Below are 17,867 nucleotides of genomic sequence, written 5' to 3'. Positions count from 1 at the left end.
CTCCGGTCGAGGCGAGGCCGGGGCCGGGAAGTGAAGCCCGGCGCTCCGGTTCAGTGCGCCGGGGCGAAGTCCAGGAAGCCGATCACCGAACGGATCCGGCCGTCCGGCCCGACCGTGACGATATCGGTGCCTCCGGCAACTGCCGGCTGGCCCTCGGCGGCCAGTTCCCAGGTCCAGCGGATCCGGTCGTGGTGGGCGTCGACCGTGCCCGTCGGCTGGAATCGCAGCCCCGGGAACATCTGCTGCGCGGTCGCGATCATCGCACCGAGCTCCTCGTACCCGGCGGCCTCGAAGCTCGGGTCCACGAAGGTGCCGTCCGGCGCCCAGGTCGCCTCGAGCGCGGCGCCGCGGCGCTCGGCGTCGGTCTCGTTCCAGATCGCGAGGTACTGCTCGGCCAGGGCGGTCGGGTTCAGGGTGTTCGTCATCAGGTTCTCCTCGAAGCGGTTGTCGTTGAGCAGAACCCTGCCGCCAGCCGGCCGATCCGGCGATGACCTCGGAGGTCATGTGGATGATCACCCGGCCGGTTACCGTCTGGGCATGACGATGATCGCCGAGGAGACCTTCCAACGGCCGGTGGGCGAACTGCTGCGCGCCTGGCGCGAGCGCCGGCGGCTCAGTCAGCTCGACCTGGCCAACCAGGTCGAGGTGTCCACCCGCCACGTCAGCTTCGTCGAGAACGGCCGGTCCAAGCCGAGCCGCGCGATGCTGCTGCGGCTGGCCGAGCATCTCGACGTACCGCTGCGGGACCGCAACCAGTTGCTGCTCGCCGGCGGCTACGCCCCGATCTACAGCGAGGCCTCGCTGCACTCGCCGGCGATGCTCGCGGTCCGCGAGACGCTGCGCCGCCTGCTCAAGGCGCACGAACCGTTCCCGGCCCTCGTGGTCGACCGCTGGTGGAACATCGTCGAGACCAACGCCGGCGGTGCGCTGTTCACCGAGGACGTCGCGCCGGAGTTGCTCGCGGCACCGGTCAACGCGCTGCGCCTCACGCTGCATCCCGACGGACTCGGCCGCCGGATCAGCAACCTGCCGGAGATCCGCGCGAGTGTGCTGAGCACGTTGCAGCGCCAGATCGCGAGCACCGCCGACCCGGAGCTGCAGGACCTGTACGACGAACTGCGCGGGTACGGCGTACCGGGTGATCGGGCGGAGACCGCGGCGCCGCACGAGGTCGTCGTCCCGATGCGGCTGCGGCGCGGGGACCGGGAACTGTCGTTGCTGACCACGATCGCGACGTTCGGTACACCGCTGGACGTGACCGTGTCGGAGCTGATGATCGAGCAGTTCTTCCCGGCCGACGAGGCCACCGCCGAGTACCTCAAGGAGTTGTGATGCTGCCGGACCAGACCATCGGCGATCCGGTCGAGCTGCCGCTGGCGTGGCTCGACTACTACCGGGACACGGTGGAGCGCAAGCTGACCGGGCTCTCCGACGAGGAGCTGCGGACGAGCCGGCTGCCGTCGGGCTGGTCGCCGCTGGAGTTGCTGAAACACCTGGTGTTCATGGAACGACGGTGGTTGCGCTGGGGCTTCACGGCCGAACAGGTCGAGCGGCCATGGGGTGACAGCGATGCCGGCGAACGATGGCGGCTGGAAGACGGCGACACGCTGGAGGGTCTGCTCGCGGCGCTTCGGGCGGGTGGTGAGAAGACCCGGGAGATCGTGTCGCGCGTAGCTGCCGCTGAGGCTGCCGTGACCGGTGTGGGCGTGGTCGGGGTGGGGCCGCTCGGCGTTCGGGCGAAGGAGGGCGGCCGGTTCGGGGCTGGGGATGTGAAGCCGACGCTGGGGTGGATTCTGTTTCACGTGCTGCAGGAGTACGCGCGCCATGTTGGGCAGTTGGACGTCGTACGGGAGCTGGCGGACGGGAGCACCGGAGAGTGAAGGGCCGCAGCTGATCTCGGTGTACATCAGCTGCGGCCCTGACAGATCACGCGTTTTCGGGTCGCGGATCCGGGTCTTTGATCGCCCCGCCGCCGGCCGGCTCGTTTCCGCCCGTGAGCCGGCCGACGGCGTCACCGGTGTGATGGGGAGGGCAACTACCGGTGAGTCGGCAGCCCGGTGGGCCGCTCGGTGGGCAGGGAGGGAAGGCTCGGCGTGGCCGGCAGCGACGGCTTGCCCGTCGGCAGCGGCAGGGAGGGCTTGCCGGGCAGCGACGGCTTGCCGGTCGGCAGCGTCACGGTCGGGACCGGCGGGAGGCTCGGCTTGCCGGGCAGCGAGGGCTTGGCGGTCGGGAGGGACGGCTTACCCGGCACCGACGGCAGCGTCGTCGGCACGTGCACCGGCGGCTTGGTCGGCACGTGCTCGGTCACGCAGGGCGGAAGGCTCGGCGTGGCGGGCAGGGACGGCGTGCCCGTCGGCAGCGCGGTCGGCAGGGACGGCTTGCTGGGCAGCGACGGCTTTGCAGTCGGGACCGGCGGCAGGGACGGCTTACCCGGCAACGACGGCTTCGCGGTCGGCAGCGAGGGCTTGCCCGGCAACGACGGCTTGGCGGTCGGCACCGGCACCGACGGCGTTCCCGGCAGCGACGGCTTGCCCGTGGGCAGCGCGGTCGGCAGGGACGGCTTGCCCGGCAGCGACGGCTTCGTGGCGGGCACCGAAGGGAGCGACGGCTTGCCCGGCAAGGACGGCTTCGCGGTCGGCAGCGACGGCTTGTCCTTCGGCAGTTCGCCTTCGACCTTCACCTTGACCGACGCCTTGACCTTGACCTTGCTCGGCACCTTCGGCAGGCAGGTCGGGTCGACCGACGGGATCGCGCTCGGCGTACCGGTCGGGAGCTCGACCGGGACCGGCGGCTTGTCGCCACCGGCCAGCAGGTTGCGGACGTCGGACGGTCCGCCGACCGCGGCCGACACCGTGGCGACGGTGCCGGCGACGGCAGTCACGCCGGCCGCGGCCAGTCCACGCCGGAGCCAGGCGAACCGCCGGCCCCGGCGCATCAGGTCGGCCGGGTCGGGCTGCCACGGCTCCAGGTCGTACTCGAGCGCGTCGCGCACCCGCTGCTCGTTGCTCATCTTGTTCCTCCAGCTCCGGTTTCGATCAGGTCGGGTGCCAGACGCAGCTTGGCCAGAGCCCGGGACGCGGTGCTCTTCACCGTCCCGGGGGCCATGCCGAGAAGCTCGGCGGTCTCCGCTTCGGAGAGGTCCTGCGAGTAGCGCAGGGCGACCACGGTCCGCTCGCGCACTGTCAGCCCACCGAGAGCTGACAGCACGGCCTCACGGGTCTGCACCTCACCGGCGAAGTCCGCCACCGACCGGTCGTCCCAGCCGTTGTCCACCGGATCGCTGGGCACCTCGTTGGACCAGCGCCGGCGAGCCTGCGAGAGGAACCGGTTGACCAGCACGCGCCGGACGTAGCGAAGCCGATCGCCTTCCAGCCGGTGCCACTTCGGGTAGGACCGCATCAGCGCTTGCTGGACCAGGTCCTCGGCGGTGTGCCGATCGCCGCACAGCATCTCCGCGAAGCGCAGCAACGGCGTCGACTGTGCCAACACGAACCGCTCGAAGTCGGCGTCCGCGGCCCGGGTCATCAATTCTCCTCAGCCTCTGTCACACCGGTCCAAACCCGCTGGGTCACCGGTTGGGTTCTGTCCGTTCCGAAGAAATTTATTCACGCGCTGTACAAGGGTGGCGTTTGTTTGTCACGATCAGTGCGCCGGGTGTCGCACCCGGTGACAGCGTCCTCACCGCCCCGGAGGTATCGCCATGCGTATCACCCGAAGGTCCGCGGCCGCACTCTGCGTCGCCGCCGCTCTGGCCGCCGCACCCCTGGCAGCCGCCGTCCTGCCGAGTTCGGCCGCCGGTACCGACCCCGTCGGGGTCGCCGCCCGGCCGGCCGAAGGCTCCACCAACGTCCAGACCGACGGCCGCCGGATCGTCCTCGGCGACGCGCCGGTCCGGATGGGCTCGGCCGAGATCAAGCAGCGGTCCGGCATCGGCAACCTCGATCCGGTCCGCTTCCCCGCCGCGACGTCCGCGGTCGTCGTCGACTACACCACCGGTACGCCGGACGGCTCGACCGCCGAGGTCGACGTCCGCGCGATGGTCAAGGACAGGTGGTCGGAGTGGACCCCCGCCAAGGCCGGTACGCCGACCGCGCTGCCCGGCGCGAGCGACCTCGTCCAGCTGCGCATCGTCGTCAGCGCGCCGCCCACCGGCGCCAAGCCGTGGGTCGGTGACCTGCGCGTCCAGCCGACCGACAAGGCGGCGACCAGCCGGATGGCGATCCAGGCCGCGCCGCTGAAGTCGCGGGTCTTCGCCACCCGGGAAGGCCTGGTCGGCGGTACGACGGCCAACGGTCACGTGATCGTCAACCGGGACCACTTCGTCGCGCTGCCGTCCCGGCGCGGACTGGCGAACAACGGCTCCGGCAACTACTCGGTCAAGGTGTGCACGACCACCGGCACGATCCGCTGCGCCTTCGAGCCGGTCTGGGACGTCGGCCCGTGGAACACCAAGGACGACTACTGGAACCCGAGCTCGATCCGCGAGATGTGGAAGGACCTGCCGCAGGGCCGGCCGGAGGCGCAGGCGGCGTACCAGAACGGCTACAACGGCGGGAAGGACCAGTTCGGCCGCACGGTCGCCAACCCGGCCGGCATCGACCTTGCCGACGGCACCTTCTGGGACGCGCTCGCGTTGTCCAACAACGCGTGGGTCGACGCCACGTACCTGTGGACCGGTGACGGCGGCCGCGGCACGGTCGCGATCACGTCCGGCTACCTGAACGTCCGCAACACGCCGAGCTCGACCGGCGCGATCGTCGGGATGGCCGGCAAGTCCGCGCAGGTCACCGTCGAGTGCCAGGTCACCGGGCAGAGCGTCTCGGGATCGCAGGGCACCTCGAACGTCTGGCTGCGGGTCCACACCGGCATGTACGTCGCGAAGGCGTGGATCAGCGCCGGGTCGTTCGGCGCCTGCTGAGACGACCGCGTCCGGAGAGTCCTCGGGCGGGACTCTCCGGACCCGGTTTTCGTCAGCAAATGTGAGGGTTTCCAGTAGTTGCCCTTGGCACGAGTCGGCCGGTCCGACGCTCCAGGTCAGTGCGGCTGCACGGCCGGGCGCGGCAGCGTGAGCCGGGCCAGGTCGGCCGGGTAACAGTCGGCGGCGGCGCGGACCCGGTCGCGGCCGGCTGCCTTCGCGGCGTACATCGCCCGGTCGGCGCGGAACAGCAACTCGTCGACGGTCACGCCGTCGGACGGACAGACGGCGATGCCGATCGACACGGTCAGGTGGAACGTGTCGGGATCGAGTTCGGGATCGTCCAGCACGCCGGCGCACATCGCGGCGAGCGGGCTGGCGGCGACCGCCGTTCGCAACCGGTCGGCCGTCACGCTCGCGTCGGCCAGGTCGGTGTCCGGCAACGTGATCACGAACTCCTCACCGCCGAACCGCCCGATCACGTCCTTGGCCCGGATCGCACTGCGCAGGATCGTCGCGACCGCCCGCAGCGCCTCGTCACCCACCAGGTGCCCGTGCCGGTCGTTCACCTGCTTGAAGTGGTCGATGTCGATCAGCAGCACGGCCATCGGCTCGCGCTGGGTCCGGGACCGGCGCAGCATCTCCTCGGTCCGCCGGCGCCACCAGTCGACCCGGCCGAGGCTGGTCTTCGGGTCGGTCTGCGCCTCGGACTCCAGCTGGCCGAGCAGCAGCGCCCGCTGGGCGGTCAACGAGATCGGGATCGCCAGCAACGCGAACCACGGGCTGACCAGCGCCGCTGCCGCGAGCAGGCAGCCGAGGGTGGCGGCGGTCGCGTCGACACACAGCTCGTCCTTGCTGCCGATCGCGTCCTGCCGGCTGCTGCCGGGCACGATCAGCGTGATCGCCAGTCCACAGAGCACCGTGTCGGTCGCCATGTAGGCGAACGCCGCCGCAGCCATCGCGAAGACCAGGCCGGGCCCGGAGTCGCCGGTCAGGTCACGGATGCCGACGAAGGTCGTGTGCGCCGCACCGACGCAGAGCACGTGCACCGCCGTACTGAAGGCCCACCGGTACGGGATGCAGCGGCCGGCGCGGACTCGCCACCAGACCCGGAGCAGGACGGCGACCAGGATCGCCAGCGCCGGATGCAGGACCAGGGCGGCCGCGATCATCCAGGCCGGCGCCAAATCCTTGTGCAGTGCGCCGCCGGACTTGCGCCGGCTCTCGACCCGGCGGGCGCCCTCGACCGAGATCAGCGCCGACACGGTCAGCGCGAAGACCAGGTCGAGCCCGTGCCACGACGGCAGCTCGGTGAACGAGCGCACGCCATACCCGATCGCCAGCAGGTCGACCAGCGCGACCAGACCGAACGCCGGGACCGTCAGGGTCCACAGCGCCCAGTTCCGTACCGCTCGCCTACTCTGCGCAACCATCACTGCTCACAGTACGACGAGTGACGGCGTGGTCCCAATCCGTGGCGGCGTGCTGCAGGTAAGGATTTGATCAACTATCGAACGGACTTCGCGCAGAACGAAAAGGCCGCCCGCTCAGCGCTTGCGGCGAGCAGCTCCGAACAGTCCGCGGACGATCTCCCGCCCGGCCGACCGGGCGAACTGCTTGAACGCCGACGACCCGATCACCTGCTGCACCACGGACTTGTCCTGCTTCTGCGCCCGCGGCTTCGGCGCCTCAGCCTGCGGCTGCTCGGCCTGCGCCTCGGCCTCGGCCTGCTCCGCCCCCGCCTGCACCTTCGCCGCCAGCTTCTCGTACGCTGACTCGCGGTCCACCACCTCGGTGTACTTGGCGTTGTTCGGCGACGCCGCCACGGTCGCGGTCAGCTGCTCGGCCGTTGCGGGCGCCATCAGCGACTCCGGCGCCCGCAGCCGGGTCCAGGCCACCGGCGTCGGCGCGCCCTTCTCGTTCATCACCGTCACGATCGCCTCGCCGATGCCGAGCTGGGTGAGCACCTCGGCCAGGTCGTACGACGAATTCGGGAACGTCGAGACGGTCGCCTTCAGCGCCTTCGCGTCGTTCGGGGTGTGCGCCCGCAACTGGTGCTGGACCCGCGACCCGAGCTGCGCCAGCACGTCGTCCGGCACGTCCTTCGGGGTCTGGGTGACGAAGAAGACGCCGACGCCCTTGGACCGGATCAGCCGGACGGTCTGCGCGATCGAGTCCAGGAAGGCCTTCGACGCGTCGTTGAACAGCAGGTGCGCCTCGTCGAAGAAGAACACCAGCTTCGGCTTGTCCACGTCGCCGACCTCGGGCAGGTCGTGGAACAGGTCGGCCAGCAGCCACATCAGGAAGGTGGAGAACAGCGCCGGCCGGTCCTGCAGGTTCGGCAGCTCCAGCAGCGAGATCACGCCCTTGCCGTCGCGCTGCTGCATCAGGTCGGCGGTGTCGAACTCCGGCTCGCCGAAAAACGCGTCCGCGCCCTGGTCGGCGAACCCGATCAGCGAGCGCAGGATCACCCCGGCCGTCGCCGCGGACAGCCCGCCGAGCTCCTTGAGATCTCCCTTGCCCTCGTCGCTGGTCAGGTGGGTGATGACCGCGCGCAGATCTTTCAGATCCAGCAGCGTCAGGCCCTGCTTGTCGGCGTAGTGGAAGATCAGGCCGAGCGACGACTCCTGGACGTTGTTCAGTCCGAGCACCTTCGACAGCAGCACCGGCCCGAACGACGTGATGGTGGCCCGGATCGGTACGCCGGCGCCTTGTCCGCCGAGCGCGTAGAACTCGGTCGGGAAGCCGGTCGCGGTCCACTCCTGGCCGATCGTCTTGGTCCGGGCCAGGAGCTTCTCGCTGCTCTCACCGGGCTGCGAGACGCCGGACAGGTCGCCCTTGATGTCGGCGGCGAACACCGAGACGCCCGCGGCGGACAGCTGCTCGGCCATCAGCTGCAGGGTCTTGGTCTTGCCGGTACCGGTCGCGCCGGCCACCAGGCCGTGCCGGTTCACCATCGACAGCGGGATCCGCACCGCCGCCTCGGTGTTCGGCGTACCGTCGACCAGCAGCGCTCCCAGCTCGATCGCCGGACCCTCGAACGCGTACCCCTGCTGGACGCTCTGCACGACGTCCGGTGTCTCGGCCATGGTGACGCTGCCTTTCGCGCGACGGATCTACCCCTGCGCTGGGCATGCTAGTGCCCCGGCTCGGTCGTTCGGTGAACTTCGGAGCCGGGGCACGCGGCGGTGTGTCAGCGGACGACGACGACCTTGGTCGAGCTGGTGGTGAAGTTCCAGATCGCGTCGGACATCGACTTCTGCACCCGGATGCAGCCGTGCGAGGCCTTCTTGTTGGTGCCGAGCAGCCAGTCGCCGTGGATCTGCGCGCCGTTGCTCTTGTACGTCGGGATCTGGTGGAAGCCGATCCCGCACGGCGCGAACCGGACGAAGTTGTTCAGGTAGAGGCTGCCGCCGTCGGTGTTGCGCTTGATCCGGGCCGCCCGGCCGCACTTGGAGCCGGTCGAGTAGGTGCCGGGCTTGAGGTAGCTCGGGTTGTCGATGATCCCGCCCTGGCGGACCACCTTGCCCGCGGCATCGATCAGCCAGAGGTAGTTCTGGCCCTGGCTGATCACGATCCGCTTGCCGCCACCGCTGGCCGGGACCGCCCGGACGTCGCAGCGCTTGGCCGAGGCGGCCAGCAGCCTGCTGTACGTCGTACCGGCGAGTGAGCCGTTCTGGGTCATCTTGTTGGCCGCCTGGAACCGGATCGTCGCGGCCTGGGTCATCTGGCCGATCTTGCCGTCCACCGGGCCGGCGTAACAGCCGAGCTTGTTCAGGCGGGTCTGGGCCGCCTTGTTCTGCGCGATCGTCAGCGCGTCGGCCGGCAACGTCGTCCCCGCGATCGCGACAACCACCGTGGCCGCCCCCGCCGCCAGCTTGGTCAGTACCTTCATCTGTACCCCCCTGATAGGTCCCTGTGCACTGTGGACGTCTCGCAGCGGCAAAAGGTTGAGTCTTGGTATCGACCTTTCGCGGTGACATTCCCGACCTCTCCCGAGACCTCCGGCCCCGCTAGACTTCGGTGGGTGATCTTCAAGCGCGTCGGGGAGGAACGGCCGTACCCCGATCACGGGTACAAGGCCAAGGACTGGTCCGTGCTGCCTCCACGGCAGATACGGCTCGACGAGCTGGTCACCACCAAGGGCACCCTGGACCTGAACGCACTGCTCGACGAGGACTCCACCTTCTACGGTGACCTGTTCGCGCACGTCGTGGAGTACAAGGGTGAGCTCTACCTCGAGGACGGCCTGCACCGGGCGCTGCGCGCCGCCCTGCAGCAGCGGCTCGTCCTGCACGCCCGGGTCCTGGTCGTGAACTAGATGACCGCCCTCCACCCGCAGCCGAGACCGCACCGACGGCTGCACTGGCGTACGCCGGTCACGATGGTCGTGCTGCTGGGCATCCTGTTCGGCGGCTTCTGGTGGGGCTGGAACTCGCTCACCGACAGCAGCGCCGAACCGAACTGCGTCGAGCAGAAGCTGCCGAACAACCGGCTCGTACCCAAGCAGGTCGTGCTGAACATCTACAACGGCGGCGCCCGCGCCGGCAGCGCGGCCCGGATCGGCGAGGAACTGAAGAAGCGCGGCTTCAACGTCGGCAAGATCGCCAACGAGCCCAAGGGCGACAAGATCGACGTCGTCGAGGTCCGCGGCGCCACCACCGACGGCCCCGAGGTCAAGCTCGCCCTCGGCCAGCTCAACCAGAAGGCCAAAACCGTCGCCGACGCCCGCCCCGACCACACCGTCGACATCGTGCTCGGCATCGGCTTCACCAAACTCAACGCCAAGGGCGTCCCCAGCATCGCCGTCCCAGCCGACTCGGTCGTCTGCCTCCCGGTCGTCCGCCCGTCCCAGCCGATCCCCTCGGGCCAGAACCCGAACTGAGCCAACGGAACGGCCAAGGGCACCAAAGAGTCGAAGCAAAGACGAAGATCAGAACTTTTGATGTGCAGGTGCCTGGCGAGCGTGGTCTGTGAGTGCACGCGGTCTACGGTCAGGAGCACCGATCGCAGTCGTCCGAAGTCGACGCTCCGGCCCGCCGCCCAGCCTGGTGGACAGCGTTCAAACGCTGTCGTAGATTCACGGCAGCAAAGACCTGGGCTTCTTGCCGTTGAATGGTTCGTGAGCCAGGTTGGTCCTCGGTGTAGCCACGGCAGCCGGGGACTTGCTGTTTCTCCAGGATGATGACGGCGGACAGCTCAGGACGAGTGCGAACTGCATGTCCGATGTCGTTTCCGGCCGTCGAGGAAGCGGACGCCGCACCCGCAGACGACGCCGGCCAGGCACTCACCACTCCCTCTATTTCTCTTTTTGTCTTGCTCTTGTTGTTCTCTGTTTCTTGTCCTTGATCTGTTGCACTTCGTCTTCGACTTCCCCCGTGCCCCGCTACACCTGTTCGCGGCCTCGTTCGCCGAACCAGCCGGCCAGGCGGCCGGCTCGGCTGACGGCTCGGAGGCGGCGGATGGTTTGCTCTCGGGAGGGAGTGGGCGTGACGACGAGCATCGCGTCGCCGGCGCGGAGGACTGTGCGGAGGTCGGGGACGAAGGCCTGGTGAGCGCGGACCACCAGGGAGACCGAGACGCCGGCGGGTAGCCGGAGTTCGCCGATCTCGACGCCGGCCAGGCGGGATTCGCTGGGGATCTGGACCTGGAGCATGTCGGCACCCAGCGACTCCAGGGGCGCCACGTCGATGTCGACCTCGTGGGCGGCGTTGTCGTCGAGCACGTTGAGGCGGCGGGCCAGCCAGGGCAGCGATGGGCCCTGGAGCAGCGTGAACAGCAGGACCAGGACGAACACGACGTCGAAGACGCGGTCGGCCTGTGGAACGTGCTCGGCCAGCGGGATCGTCGCCAGGACGATCGGGACGGCGCCGCGCAGGCCGGCCCAGGCGATGAAGGTCTGCTCTTTCCACGGTATCCGGAACGGCGTCGCCGACAGCGCGACCGCCGCGAACCGGCCGACCACCGTCACCGCGATCCCGATCACCAGCGCGACCACGACGTCGTCCAGGCCGATCCGGCCCGGCGACGCGAGCAGGCCGAGCATCACGAACAGACCGATCTGCGCCAGCCAGGCGATCCCGTCGACGAACGACTTGGTCGCGATCCGGTGCGGCAACTCGGCGCGCCCGAGGATCAGGCTGGTGACGTAAACAGCCGCGAAGCCCGACACGTGCAGCAGCACCGCGCCCCCGGCGTACGAGATGAAGGCGAGGGAAACGATCGCGAGCGGGTACAGACCGGCGGACCCGAGCGCGACCCGGCGGAGCAGCCCGACGCTCACCCAGCCGATCAGGAAGCCGAACAAAGCACCGCCGATCAGCTCGTAGAGCACCAAGCCGCTGAAGTGCAGCAGCCCGTGCTCGCCGATCGCCCCCGTGCTGACCAGCGTGACCAGCAAGACGGTCGGGGCGTCGTTCAGCCCGGACTCCGCCTCCAGCGCCCCGCGCAGCCGCGGCCGGATCGGCACCCTCCGCAGGACCGAGAACACCGCCGCCGCGTCCGTCGGCGATGTGACGGCCCCGAGCAGTACGGCGAGCTGCCAGTCAAGCCCGAGCACGAAGTGCGCCACACAGGCGACCACGCCGATCGAGACGCCCACCCCGAGCGTGGCCAGCACGATGCCGAGCGGCATCACCGGGCGGACCTCGTTCCACCGGGTGGTCAGGCCACCTTCGGTGAGGATGATCACCAGCGCGGCGAACCCGAGCGCGTGCGCGAGCTGCGCGTCCTCGAACTGGATGCCGAGCGCGGACTCACCCAGCAGCAGCCCCATGCCGAGGTAGATCAGCAGCGAGGGCAGCCCGAGGCGGCCGGACAGCCGCACGGCGACGATCGCCACCAGCAGCACCGCGGCGCCGGCCAGCAAGATCCGGTCGAGTTCGTGCACGTCCACAGGCTCGGCCCCTCAGGGTCGGGGGCTGCAGCTTAATTGACCCCTGCCTCGGGCAACGAATCATCTCGCCGGAGCGCGGCGGACCAAAAAACGAGGACCCTGACGCATCACACAGCATCAGGGTCCTCGGCGTTACTACCACCCGGGGGTGGTTGGCGGTGGCGGAGGGATTTGAACCCTCGGAAGGGGGGTACCCTTCACGCGCTTTCGAGGCGCGCTCCTTCGGCCGCTCGGACACGCCACCGCCGCAGAGGCTATCAAGACCTGTGCGAAATGAAGAAATCGCGGAGCCGCGCGCCCGCTTCGTCGGCCATCACGCCGCCGATCACCTCGGGCCGGTGGTTGAGCCGGCGGTCCCGGACGACGTCCCACAGCGACCCGACCGCGCCCGCTTTCTCGTCGTACGCCGCGAAGACCAGACGGTCCAGCCGGGACAGCACGATCGCGCCCGCGCACATCGTGCAGGGCTCCAGTGTCACGACCAGCGTGCAGCCGGTCAGCCGCCACTCCCCGACCGTCTGGGCCGCCGCCCGGATCGCCAGCACCTCGGCGTGCGCGGTCGGGTCGCCGGTCGCCTCGCGCTCGTTGTGACCGCGGCCGATCACCTCGCCCCCGGCGTCCACGACGACCGCACCGATCGGTACGTCGGCGCTGCCGCGGGTCTGCTCGGCCTCGGCCAGAGCCAGTTCCATCAGCCGGGACCAGGCCCGGCGCGCCGGGTCAGCCAACGGCCTCGATCGCCTCGTGGAACTGGTTGCCGAAGCCGAGCGCCTCGGCGATCTCCTCGAGCATCTCCTCGGGATACAGGTCGACGTCGTCGATCAGCGCGCCCAGGTCCATCGCGCTCATGCCCAGGTCGGCCACGATCGCCAGGTCGCCGGCCGGGACCTGGTCGTCGTCGTCCTCGGCCAGCGGGATGTCCAGCTCGTCGATCACCTGCTTGGCCAGCGGCCACTCGGTGGCGGCGGTGACGTCGGACAGCAGCAGCCGCGCGCGGCCGCCGTCCACCCGGATCACGATGAAGAAGTCCTCGTCCACCGAGACCATCCCGATCACCCCCGCGTCGCCGGGGTAGCGCCGCAGCGCGGACACCAGCGAGGACAGGTCGGGCTCGCCGCGCAGTGGCAGCGGCGTGACGGTCCAGACCCCGTCCTCGATGTAAGCCGCGAGCGCGAAGTCGAGCTCGGTGGTCGTCATCGGCCCAGCCGTGGGATCAGACACGGCCTCATCGTCGCAGAATCAGGCGTCCGGTGGGAGGGATCCCCGATCTCGAGCCGGTATCGGTGCCCCGGCAGTTACCGTACGACGACGCTGCGCGACCACGTCAGCCCTGCACAGTGAACGGGCCGAAAACACCGGTCGCACTACTGGCGGCCTGCGGCAGCTGGGTCGGGTAGGTGAGCATCACCTGGAAGCTCTGGCCGACGTCGTAGAAGTGCCCCCACCGGGTGTAGAAGTACCCGCTGACGGCCGTCCGCACCGAGTTGACCCGAGTCCAGGAGGCTTCTCCAACCCGCCGGGCGAAGATCTGGACGACCTGGTTGCCGACCGGTCCGAGCGTCCCGTTCGCCCGCCGGTACTTCAGCGTGCCGAAGCTGGACAGCATCGAGTCCCGGTGGATCGGCAGCCCGGCCGTCGGCGCGACCACCGTCCCGACGAAGTACGTCGGCGCCTGCGGCAACTGCCTGACCGTCACCGTCGCCTCGCGGCTCCACGGCGAGTTGTCCAGCCCCGGTCCGGAGACGCTGACCCGGAGCCGGAAGGTTCCTGGCCGGTCCGGCTTCCAGTAGCGCGCGTACGAGCCGTTGGCCGCCGTGTAGCCGTACGAGAGCGTGTCCTGCCACGCCGAGCCGTTCCAGACGTGCAGCGTCGTCCACAGCTTCCCGGGGAAGGCCGTGCCGCTCACCTTCCACCAGTTGTTCACGGTCGCCGTCGCCGACGCCGTCAGGTAGCTCATGGCCAGCAACTTGTGCGCGGTCACCGGCCCCGCGTACGCCGCGGCGTGGGAGCTGGTCGCGGCGGTGGTCGCCTGCACCCGGAGCGCCTGGGTCAGGGCCAGCTGTACGGCGTACCGGCCGTTCGCCGCGGGATTGAGCGTCGCGACGACGGACTGGTCGCCCGAGCGCAGCAGCCGGACCGTCCGGCCCGGAGCCGGGACGAGGGCTCCGGTGGACGTGTAGTTCCTGACCAGCCCGGTGAAGGTGGTCTTGACCGTGCCGCTGGTCCGCGCGGGCTGCTCCAAGGTCAGCGACGTCCCGCGGACCACCCGGAAGGAAACGTTCGTGGTGACCTCGGCGCCCGCGTGAGCCACCTTGGTGATCACCCAGTCCCCCGTGCCGGTGGCCAACGCGGGACTGAACCATCCACGCCACGCCGGGTTGTTGAACCGCCCGCCCTCCTCCACGAGCGGCACCGTCGTCACCGCCGAACCGTCCGGCCGTTGCACAGTCACCACGGTGCCGGTGCACGAGCCCTGAGGGGCGTCGTACGGCACCTCGATCGGGATCCGGCTCACGTCGGTCAGCGCCGGGACCGCCGGATAGCCGTTCTCGGAGATCGCCGGCGTGCCGAGACACGGGTCGACCGCTGCGTCGGCGTACGTGAGGCTCGCGGCGGTGGTGAACACGGCCACGGCGAACCCGATCGACCCGCGCTGCACGGCACGCCTCCTACGGCTGCACGGTGAACGGACCGAAGACACCGGTCGCGCTGCTGGCGGTCGTCGGCAGCATGGTCGGGTAGGTGAGCATCACCTGGAAGCTCTGGCCGATCTGGAAGGGGACGCCCCAGCGGGTGAAGAAGTACCCGCTGGTGGTGGTCCGCGCGGTACCGACCCTCGACCACGCGGTCTGCCCGACCGGACGGGCGTGCACCTCGACGACCTGGTTGCCGACCGGGCCGAGGGAGCCGTCGGCCCGACGGTACTTCAACGTGCCGTACGTCGACATGGTGGAGTCCCGGTGGATCGGCAGCCCCGCGGTCGGCGCGACCACCGCCCCGACGATGTACGTCGGTGCCTTCGGCAGCGCCGTCACCTTGACGCTGACCTCGCGCGACGGCGAGTTGTCCACCCGCTCGCCATGCACCCACACCCGCAGCCGGTACGTCCCGGCCTTCGTCGGCATCCAGTAGCGCGAGTAGACGCCGTTGGCCGGGATCGGCCCGTACGACGGGGTGGTGACCCAGGCGGTGCCGTTGAACACCTGGAGATCCGCGTGCAGCTTGCCCGGGTACGCCGACCCGGAGACCTTCCACCAGCCGTTCACGTACGCCGTGGGCAGTGCGCTCAGGTAGCTCATCGCGATCAGCTTGTGCGCGGTCCGGTACTCGGTGACCTGCTCGACGTAGTTGCCGCTGGCAGCGGTGTACGCCCGCAGCGTGGTGTTCTGGGTGAACGCGGCGGTGGTCCGGAACCGCCCGGTCGCGTCGGTCTTCGCAGTGGCGACCAGGAGGTCCTGCGTCTGGTGCAGCAGCTTGACCGTCGTGTCGGCGGCCGGGACGAGCGCCCCGGTCTTGGAGTACCGGCGCAGCTGGCCGGTCAGCGTCGTACGGGCCGTTCCGCTGGTCCGGGCGGGCTGGTCGAAGGTGAGCTCGCTGCCGCGGTACACGTGGAACGGCACGTTGGTCTCCAGCACGTTCGCGCCGTGGGTGACCTTGGTGATCACCCAGTCGCCCTCACCGGTCGCGGCGGTCAGCGGGAGGAACCCGTACCAGGTCCAGCTCGGCGGCATGCCCCGGCCGCCCTCGTTCGGCAGCGCGACCGTCTGCTGGTTCGTGCCGTCCTTCTTCTGGACGTAGGCGACCATCCCGCTGCAGTCGAGCGAGTCGCGGTTGGCGCGCATCTCGATCGGCACGCGGCCGGATGCCTTCAGCACGATCGTCTGGACCGGGTCGGTGTCCTGGCTGATCGTGGGCGGGTTGAGGAGGCACTCGTCCTCCGCCGCGACGGCGGCGACCGGCGGGACAGCGACGGCGACCAGCGCCACCGCGGTGAGAACTGCGAGACGTCGAGGCATGGTTGCACACTCCTGAACAGAGATCCTTTGCTCAGCCAGATGCCCGGAACGCCGGAAAAGTTAGTGGTGGTACGTCGCCCGGCGCATCGCGGCGCGGATCTGGCGGACCTTCGCCCGGCGGGGGGCGATCCGGTCGCGCAGGGCCTTGGCCTCTTCGAGCTCGCGCAGGAAGGCGGCGCGGCGGCGCAGCCGGTCGAGTTGTTCGGGCGACTTGCCGGCGTTGTCGGTCACGGGCGCGTCCGTTCGGTCGGTTGAGGTAGACACCCTGGGGCGGGCGGGTACGAACCAAAATCGACTGCGTAAAAACCGTAACAGCGGGCGAGGTTTCGGGAGACGAATCGCCGACGGTAGCGTTCCGGCCATGCAGATCCTCGTCGTGGACCACCCGCTCGTCGCCCACAAGCTCACCGCGCTGCGGGACCGGGTGACGGACTCGCCGACGTTCCGGCGCCTGACCGAGGAGCTGGTCACGCTGCTCGCCTACGAGGCGACCCGCGACGTCCGGACCGGTCCGATCACCGTCCAGACCCCGGTGGCCGAGGCCGACGGCATCAAACTGACCTCGCCGAAGCCGCTCGTCGTACCGATCCTGCGGGCCGGGCTGGGCATGCTCGAGGGCATGACCCGGCTGCTGCCGACGGCCGAGGTCGGGTTCCTCGGCATGATCCGCAACGAGGAGACCCTGACCGCCTCGACGTACGCCGAACGGCTGCCCGAGGATCTGCACGGCCGGCAGTGCTACGTGCTCGATCCGATGCTGGCCACCGGCGGCACGCTGGCGGCGGCGATCCAGTTCCTGGTCGACCGCGGCGCCGACCACATCACCGCGATCTGCCTGCTGGCCGCCCCGGAGGGCGTCGAGCGGATCGAGCGCGAGCTGGCCCACCTGAACGTGCCCTGCACGCTGGTGATCGCCGGCATGGACTCCCACCTGAACGACAAGGGGTACATCGTGCCCGGCCTGGGCGACGCCGGTGACCGCCTGTACGGCGTCGCCCAGTAGGTCGCCCAGTAGCGGGATTCAGACCAGCTTGGTGTTGCAGAAGAGGTTGGCCCGGCGGTCCCCGGTGACTCCGGAGGCGAAGCCGAAGCAGAGCCGCGCGGTCGCGTCGGTGCCGCCGTACACGGCGATGCCCTCGGCCTCGCGGTGGGTCAGGTCCGCACCGGCCGTGGTGAGGAGCGAGTCGACGATCCGGCCCTTCTTGAGGTCGTAGCACCACAGCTTCGAGTTGATCTTGCTCGGGTCCGGCGTGCCGCCGGGATAGGCCTCGCCCTCCCAGAAGTAGACGTACGAGCCGTACAGCGCCCAGCCCTGGAAGTCGATGCCGGGGGTGAACGCCGGCTGCTTGAAGCTGGCCAGGACGGTGCTGAAGTCACCGTTCTGGGCGGCGGCCAGCGAGTAGATGTTGATGTGCATCCCGTCGGCCAGCGAGTAACGCACGCCGAGCCGCCCGTACCGCTGGTCGACCGCCGGGGTGAACACCGCCCCGTCCGCGACCGGCTTCCACGTGGTCAGCGACGGCGAGTCCTTGGTCAGCGTCGCGCCGTCCTGCCACGGGAAACGGCAGATCTGCCGGCCCCGCCCGTTGGCGGTGTCGACGTCGGTCTCGGTCCACAGGTACGACGTGCCGCCGACGCCCTGGGCCCCGATCGAGACGCCGTGGCCGAAGCCGGCCAGGTACATGCGGCCGAGCACGTTCCCGGCGAAGTCCAGCCGGCTGAGCGTCAGCGTGCCGGTGCTGGCAGCCGTCCCGGACTTCAGTTGCGCGGTGAAGAGCCGGTGGTTCGGGGTGTCGAAGGCCATCGACTGCATCACGGTCGTGTCGGCCAGCGGCTGGTGCTGGAAGAGCGCGTGGACGGGCGCGCTCAGCTTGAACCGTTTGGTGTGGCGCAGGGAGTCAGGACGGGCGGAGGCGGTGATCGGTGCTTGGGCGACCCCGGCGGCGAGCATCGCGCCGAGCAGTCCACGGCGGGTGAGAGTCATACGGGTGAGACTAAACGCGGAATTTCACACTGTCAGCAGTTCGCTTCCCATGAATTT

Annotated in this window: 19 protein-coding genes and 1 tRNA gene; 6 read left to right on the top strand and 14 right to left on the bottom strand. The window is 69.7% G+C overall.

Annotated elements, in window-relative coordinates; all coding sequences use genetic code 11:
- Positions 1–50: 50 nt before the first annotated feature.
- Entirely contained in the window at positions 51–425 is a 375-nt protein-coding gene (locus ACQPXM_RS01890; protein ID WP_432944080.1) for a nuclear transport factor 2 family protein, read from the bottom strand.
- A 112-nt stretch (positions 426–537) separates the two neighbouring features.
- Here ACQPXM_RS01890 and ACQPXM_RS01885 point away from each other — a divergent pair, with 112 nt between their 5' ends.
- Together ACQPXM_RS01885 and ACQPXM_RS01880 are read left to right on the top strand one after the other, a co-directional pair.
- A complete protein-coding gene (locus ACQPXM_RS01885; protein WP_432944078.1) occupies positions 538–1,332 on the top strand; it encodes a helix-turn-helix domain-containing protein in 795 nt (264 codons plus the stop codon).
- Positions 1,332–1,880, top strand: coding sequence for a DinB family protein (locus tag ACQPXM_RS01880; protein ID WP_432944076.1), 549 nt, complete (start codon positions 1,332–1,334; stop codon positions 1,878–1,880). Before ACQPXM_RS01885 ends, ACQPXM_RS01880 begins: the two co-directional genes overlap by 1 nt.
- 155 nt (positions 1,881–2,035) lie before the next feature.
- Here the strand turns inward: ACQPXM_RS01880 and ACQPXM_RS01875 are convergent, their stop codons facing one another.
- Positions 2,036–3,010 (bottom strand): hypothetical protein, encoded by a 975-nt coding sequence (locus ACQPXM_RS01875; protein WP_432944074.1) that lies wholly within the window; start codon positions 3,008–3,010, stop codon positions 2,036–2,038.
- A complete protein-coding gene (locus ACQPXM_RS01870) occupies positions 3,007–3,525 on the bottom strand; it encodes a SigE family RNA polymerase sigma factor (protein ID WP_432944072.1) in 519 nt (172 codons plus the stop codon). Before ACQPXM_RS01870 ends, ACQPXM_RS01875 begins: the two co-directional genes overlap by 4 nt.
- Before the next feature lie 175 nt (positions 3,526–3,700).
- Here ACQPXM_RS01870 and ACQPXM_RS01865 point away from each other — a divergent pair, with 175 nt between their 5' ends.
- Positions 3,701–4,918 (top strand): hypothetical protein, encoded by a 1,218-nt coding sequence (locus tag ACQPXM_RS01865; protein WP_432944070.1) that lies wholly within the window; start codon positions 3,701–3,703, stop codon positions 4,916–4,918.
- A gap of 116 nt (positions 4,919–5,034) precedes the next feature.
- Here the strand turns inward: ACQPXM_RS01865 and ACQPXM_RS01860 are convergent, their stop codons facing one another.
- From ACQPXM_RS01860 to ACQPXM_RS01850, 3 genes are all read right to left on the bottom strand, one after another.
- Positions 5,035–6,348 (bottom strand): GGDEF domain-containing protein, encoded by a 1,314-nt coding sequence (locus ACQPXM_RS01860; protein ID WP_432944068.1) that lies wholly within the window; start codon positions 6,346–6,348, stop codon positions 5,035–5,037.
- Between the two features lie 114 nt (positions 6,349–6,462).
- Positions 6,463–8,004, bottom strand: a complete 1,542-nt coding sequence (locus ACQPXM_RS01855; protein ID WP_432944066.1) for a helicase HerA-like domain-containing protein — start codon at positions 8,002–8,004, stop codon at positions 6,463–6,465.
- Positions 8,005–8,108: 104 nt separating this feature from the next.
- The gene (locus ACQPXM_RS01850; RefSeq protein ID WP_432944064.1) at positions 8,109–8,810 is read right to left on the bottom strand and encodes a L,D-transpeptidase family protein; all 702 of its coding nucleotides are present in this window, start codon (positions 8,808–8,810) and stop codon (positions 8,109–8,111) included.
- Between the two features lie 132 nt (positions 8,811–8,942).
- Here ACQPXM_RS01850 and ACQPXM_RS01845 point away from each other — a divergent pair, with 132 nt between their 5' ends.
- Positions 8,943–9,236 carry a type II toxin-antitoxin system VapB family antitoxin gene (locus ACQPXM_RS01845; protein WP_432944062.1) on the top strand — a complete coding sequence of 98 codons (294 nt, stop codon included), beginning with the start codon at positions 8,943–8,945 and terminating at the stop codon, positions 9,234–9,236.
- Positions 9,237–9,800, top strand: a complete 564-nt coding sequence (locus tag ACQPXM_RS01840) for a LytR C-terminal domain-containing protein (protein WP_432944060.1) — start codon at positions 9,237–9,239, stop codon at positions 9,798–9,800.
- Positions 9,801–10,301: 501 nt separating this feature from the next.
- On the opposite strand, the gene ACQPXM_RS01835 is transcribed toward ACQPXM_RS01840, so the two are convergent.
- From ACQPXM_RS01835 to ACQPXM_RS01805, 7 genes are all read right to left on the bottom strand, one after another.
- Positions 10,302–11,810: a potassium/proton antiporter gene (locus ACQPXM_RS01835; RefSeq protein ID WP_432944058.1), complete on the bottom strand. Its 1,509-nt coding sequence runs from the start codon at positions 11,808–11,810 to the stop codon at positions 10,302–10,304.
- Between the two features lie 153 nt (positions 11,811–11,963).
- Positions 11,964–12,054: transfer RNA gene (locus tag ACQPXM_RS01830), tRNA-Ser, on the bottom strand.
- Between the two features lie 13 nt (positions 12,055–12,067).
- Positions 12,068–12,502 (bottom strand): nucleoside deaminase, encoded by a 435-nt coding sequence (locus ACQPXM_RS01825; protein WP_432944056.1) that lies wholly within the window; start codon positions 12,500–12,502, stop codon positions 12,068–12,070.
- Between the two features lie 28 nt (positions 12,503–12,530).
- Positions 12,531–13,031, bottom strand: coding sequence for a tRNA adenosine deaminase-associated protein (locus ACQPXM_RS01820; RefSeq protein WP_432944054.1), 501 nt, complete (start codon positions 13,029–13,031; stop codon positions 12,531–12,533).
- A gap of 103 nt (positions 13,032–13,134) precedes the next feature.
- Complete coding sequence (locus ACQPXM_RS01815) at positions 13,135–14,469, bottom strand: hypothetical protein (RefSeq protein ID WP_432944052.1); 1,335 nt, start codon at positions 14,467–14,469, stop codon at positions 13,135–13,137.
- A gap of 10 nt (positions 14,470–14,479) precedes the next feature.
- On the bottom strand, positions 14,480–15,826 hold the full coding sequence (locus tag ACQPXM_RS01810; RefSeq protein WP_432944050.1) for a hypothetical protein: 1,347 nt from the start codon (positions 15,824–15,826) through the stop codon (positions 14,480–14,482).
- A gap of 60 nt (positions 15,827–15,886) precedes the next feature.
- On the bottom strand, positions 15,887–16,057 hold the full coding sequence (locus ACQPXM_RS01805; protein ID WP_193432205.1) for a hypothetical protein: 171 nt from the start codon (positions 16,055–16,057) through the stop codon (positions 15,887–15,889).
- A 130-nt stretch (positions 16,058–16,187) separates the two neighbouring features.
- On the opposite strand from ACQPXM_RS01805, the gene upp reads away from it, so the two are divergent.
- A complete protein-coding gene (upp, locus tag ACQPXM_RS01800; protein ID WP_432944048.1) occupies positions 16,188–16,829 on the top strand; it encodes a uracil phosphoribosyltransferase in 642 nt (213 codons plus the stop codon).
- 18 nt (positions 16,830–16,847) lie between these two features.
- On the opposite strand, the gene ACQPXM_RS01795 is transcribed toward upp, so the two are convergent.
- Positions 16,848–17,810, bottom strand: coding sequence for a hypothetical protein (locus ACQPXM_RS01795; protein WP_432944046.1), 963 nt, complete (start codon positions 17,808–17,810; stop codon positions 16,848–16,850).
- Positions 17,811–17,867 lie beyond the last annotated feature (57 nt).

This window comes from Kribbella sp. CA-253562, assembly GCF_050942265.1.
In the GTDB taxonomy this organism is placed as follows: Bacteria; Actinomycetota; Actinomycetes; order Propionibacteriales; family Kribbellaceae; genus Kribbella.
The sequence above is the reverse complement of the archived record's forward strand: the minus strand, read 5'-3'. Positions and strand labels throughout refer to the sequence as shown.

Coding starts and splice junctions, on each gene's coding strand:
- upp (WP_432944048.1), top strand. CDS start 16,188: ATGCAGATCCTCGTCGTGGACCACCCGCTCGTCGCCCACAAGCTCACC.
- ACQPXM_RS01865 (WP_432944070.1), top strand. CDS start 3,701: ATGCGTATCACCCGAAGGTCCGCGGCCGCACTCTGCGTCGCCGCCGCT.
- ACQPXM_RS01860 (WP_432944068.1), bottom strand. CDS start 6,348: ATGGTTGCGCAGAGTAGGCGAGCGGTACGGAACTGGGCGCTGTGGACC.
- ACQPXM_RS01840 (WP_432944060.1), top strand. CDS start 9,237: ATGACCGCCCTCCACCCGCAGCCGAGACCGCACCGACGGCTGCACTGG.
- ACQPXM_RS01875 (WP_432944074.1), bottom strand. CDS start 3,010: ATGAGCAACGAGCAGCGGGTGCGCGACGCGCTCGAGTACGACCTGGAG.
- ACQPXM_RS01870 (WP_432944072.1), bottom strand. CDS start 3,525: ATGACCCGGGCCGCGGACGCCGACTTCGAGCGGTTCGTGTTGGCACAG.
- ACQPXM_RS01890 (WP_432944080.1), bottom strand. CDS start 425: ATGACGAACACCCTGAACCCGACCGCCCTGGCCGAGCAGTACCTCGCG.
- ACQPXM_RS01825 (WP_432944056.1), bottom strand. CDS start 12,502: ATGGAACTGGCTCTGGCCGAGGCCGAGCAGACCCGCGGCAGCGCCGAC.
- ACQPXM_RS01855 (WP_432944066.1), bottom strand. CDS start 8,004: ATGGCCGAGACACCGGACGTCGTGCAGAGCGTCCAGCAGGGGTACGCG.
- ACQPXM_RS01885 (WP_432944078.1), top strand. CDS start 538: ATGACGATGATCGCCGAGGAGACCTTCCAACGGCCGGTGGGCGAACTG.
- ACQPXM_RS01795 (WP_432944046.1), bottom strand. CDS start 17,810: ATGACTCTCACCCGCCGTGGACTGCTCGGCGCGATGCTCGCCGCCGGG.
- ACQPXM_RS01850 (WP_432944064.1), bottom strand. CDS start 8,810: ATGAAGGTACTGACCAAGCTGGCGGCGGGGGCGGCCACGGTGGTTGTC.
- ACQPXM_RS01810 (WP_432944050.1), bottom strand. CDS start 15,826: ATGCCTCGACGTCTCGCAGTTCTCACCGCGGTGGCGCTGGTCGCCGTC.
- ACQPXM_RS01880 (WP_432944076.1), top strand. CDS start 1,332: ATGCTGCCGGACCAGACCATCGGCGATCCGGTCGAGCTGCCGCTGGCG.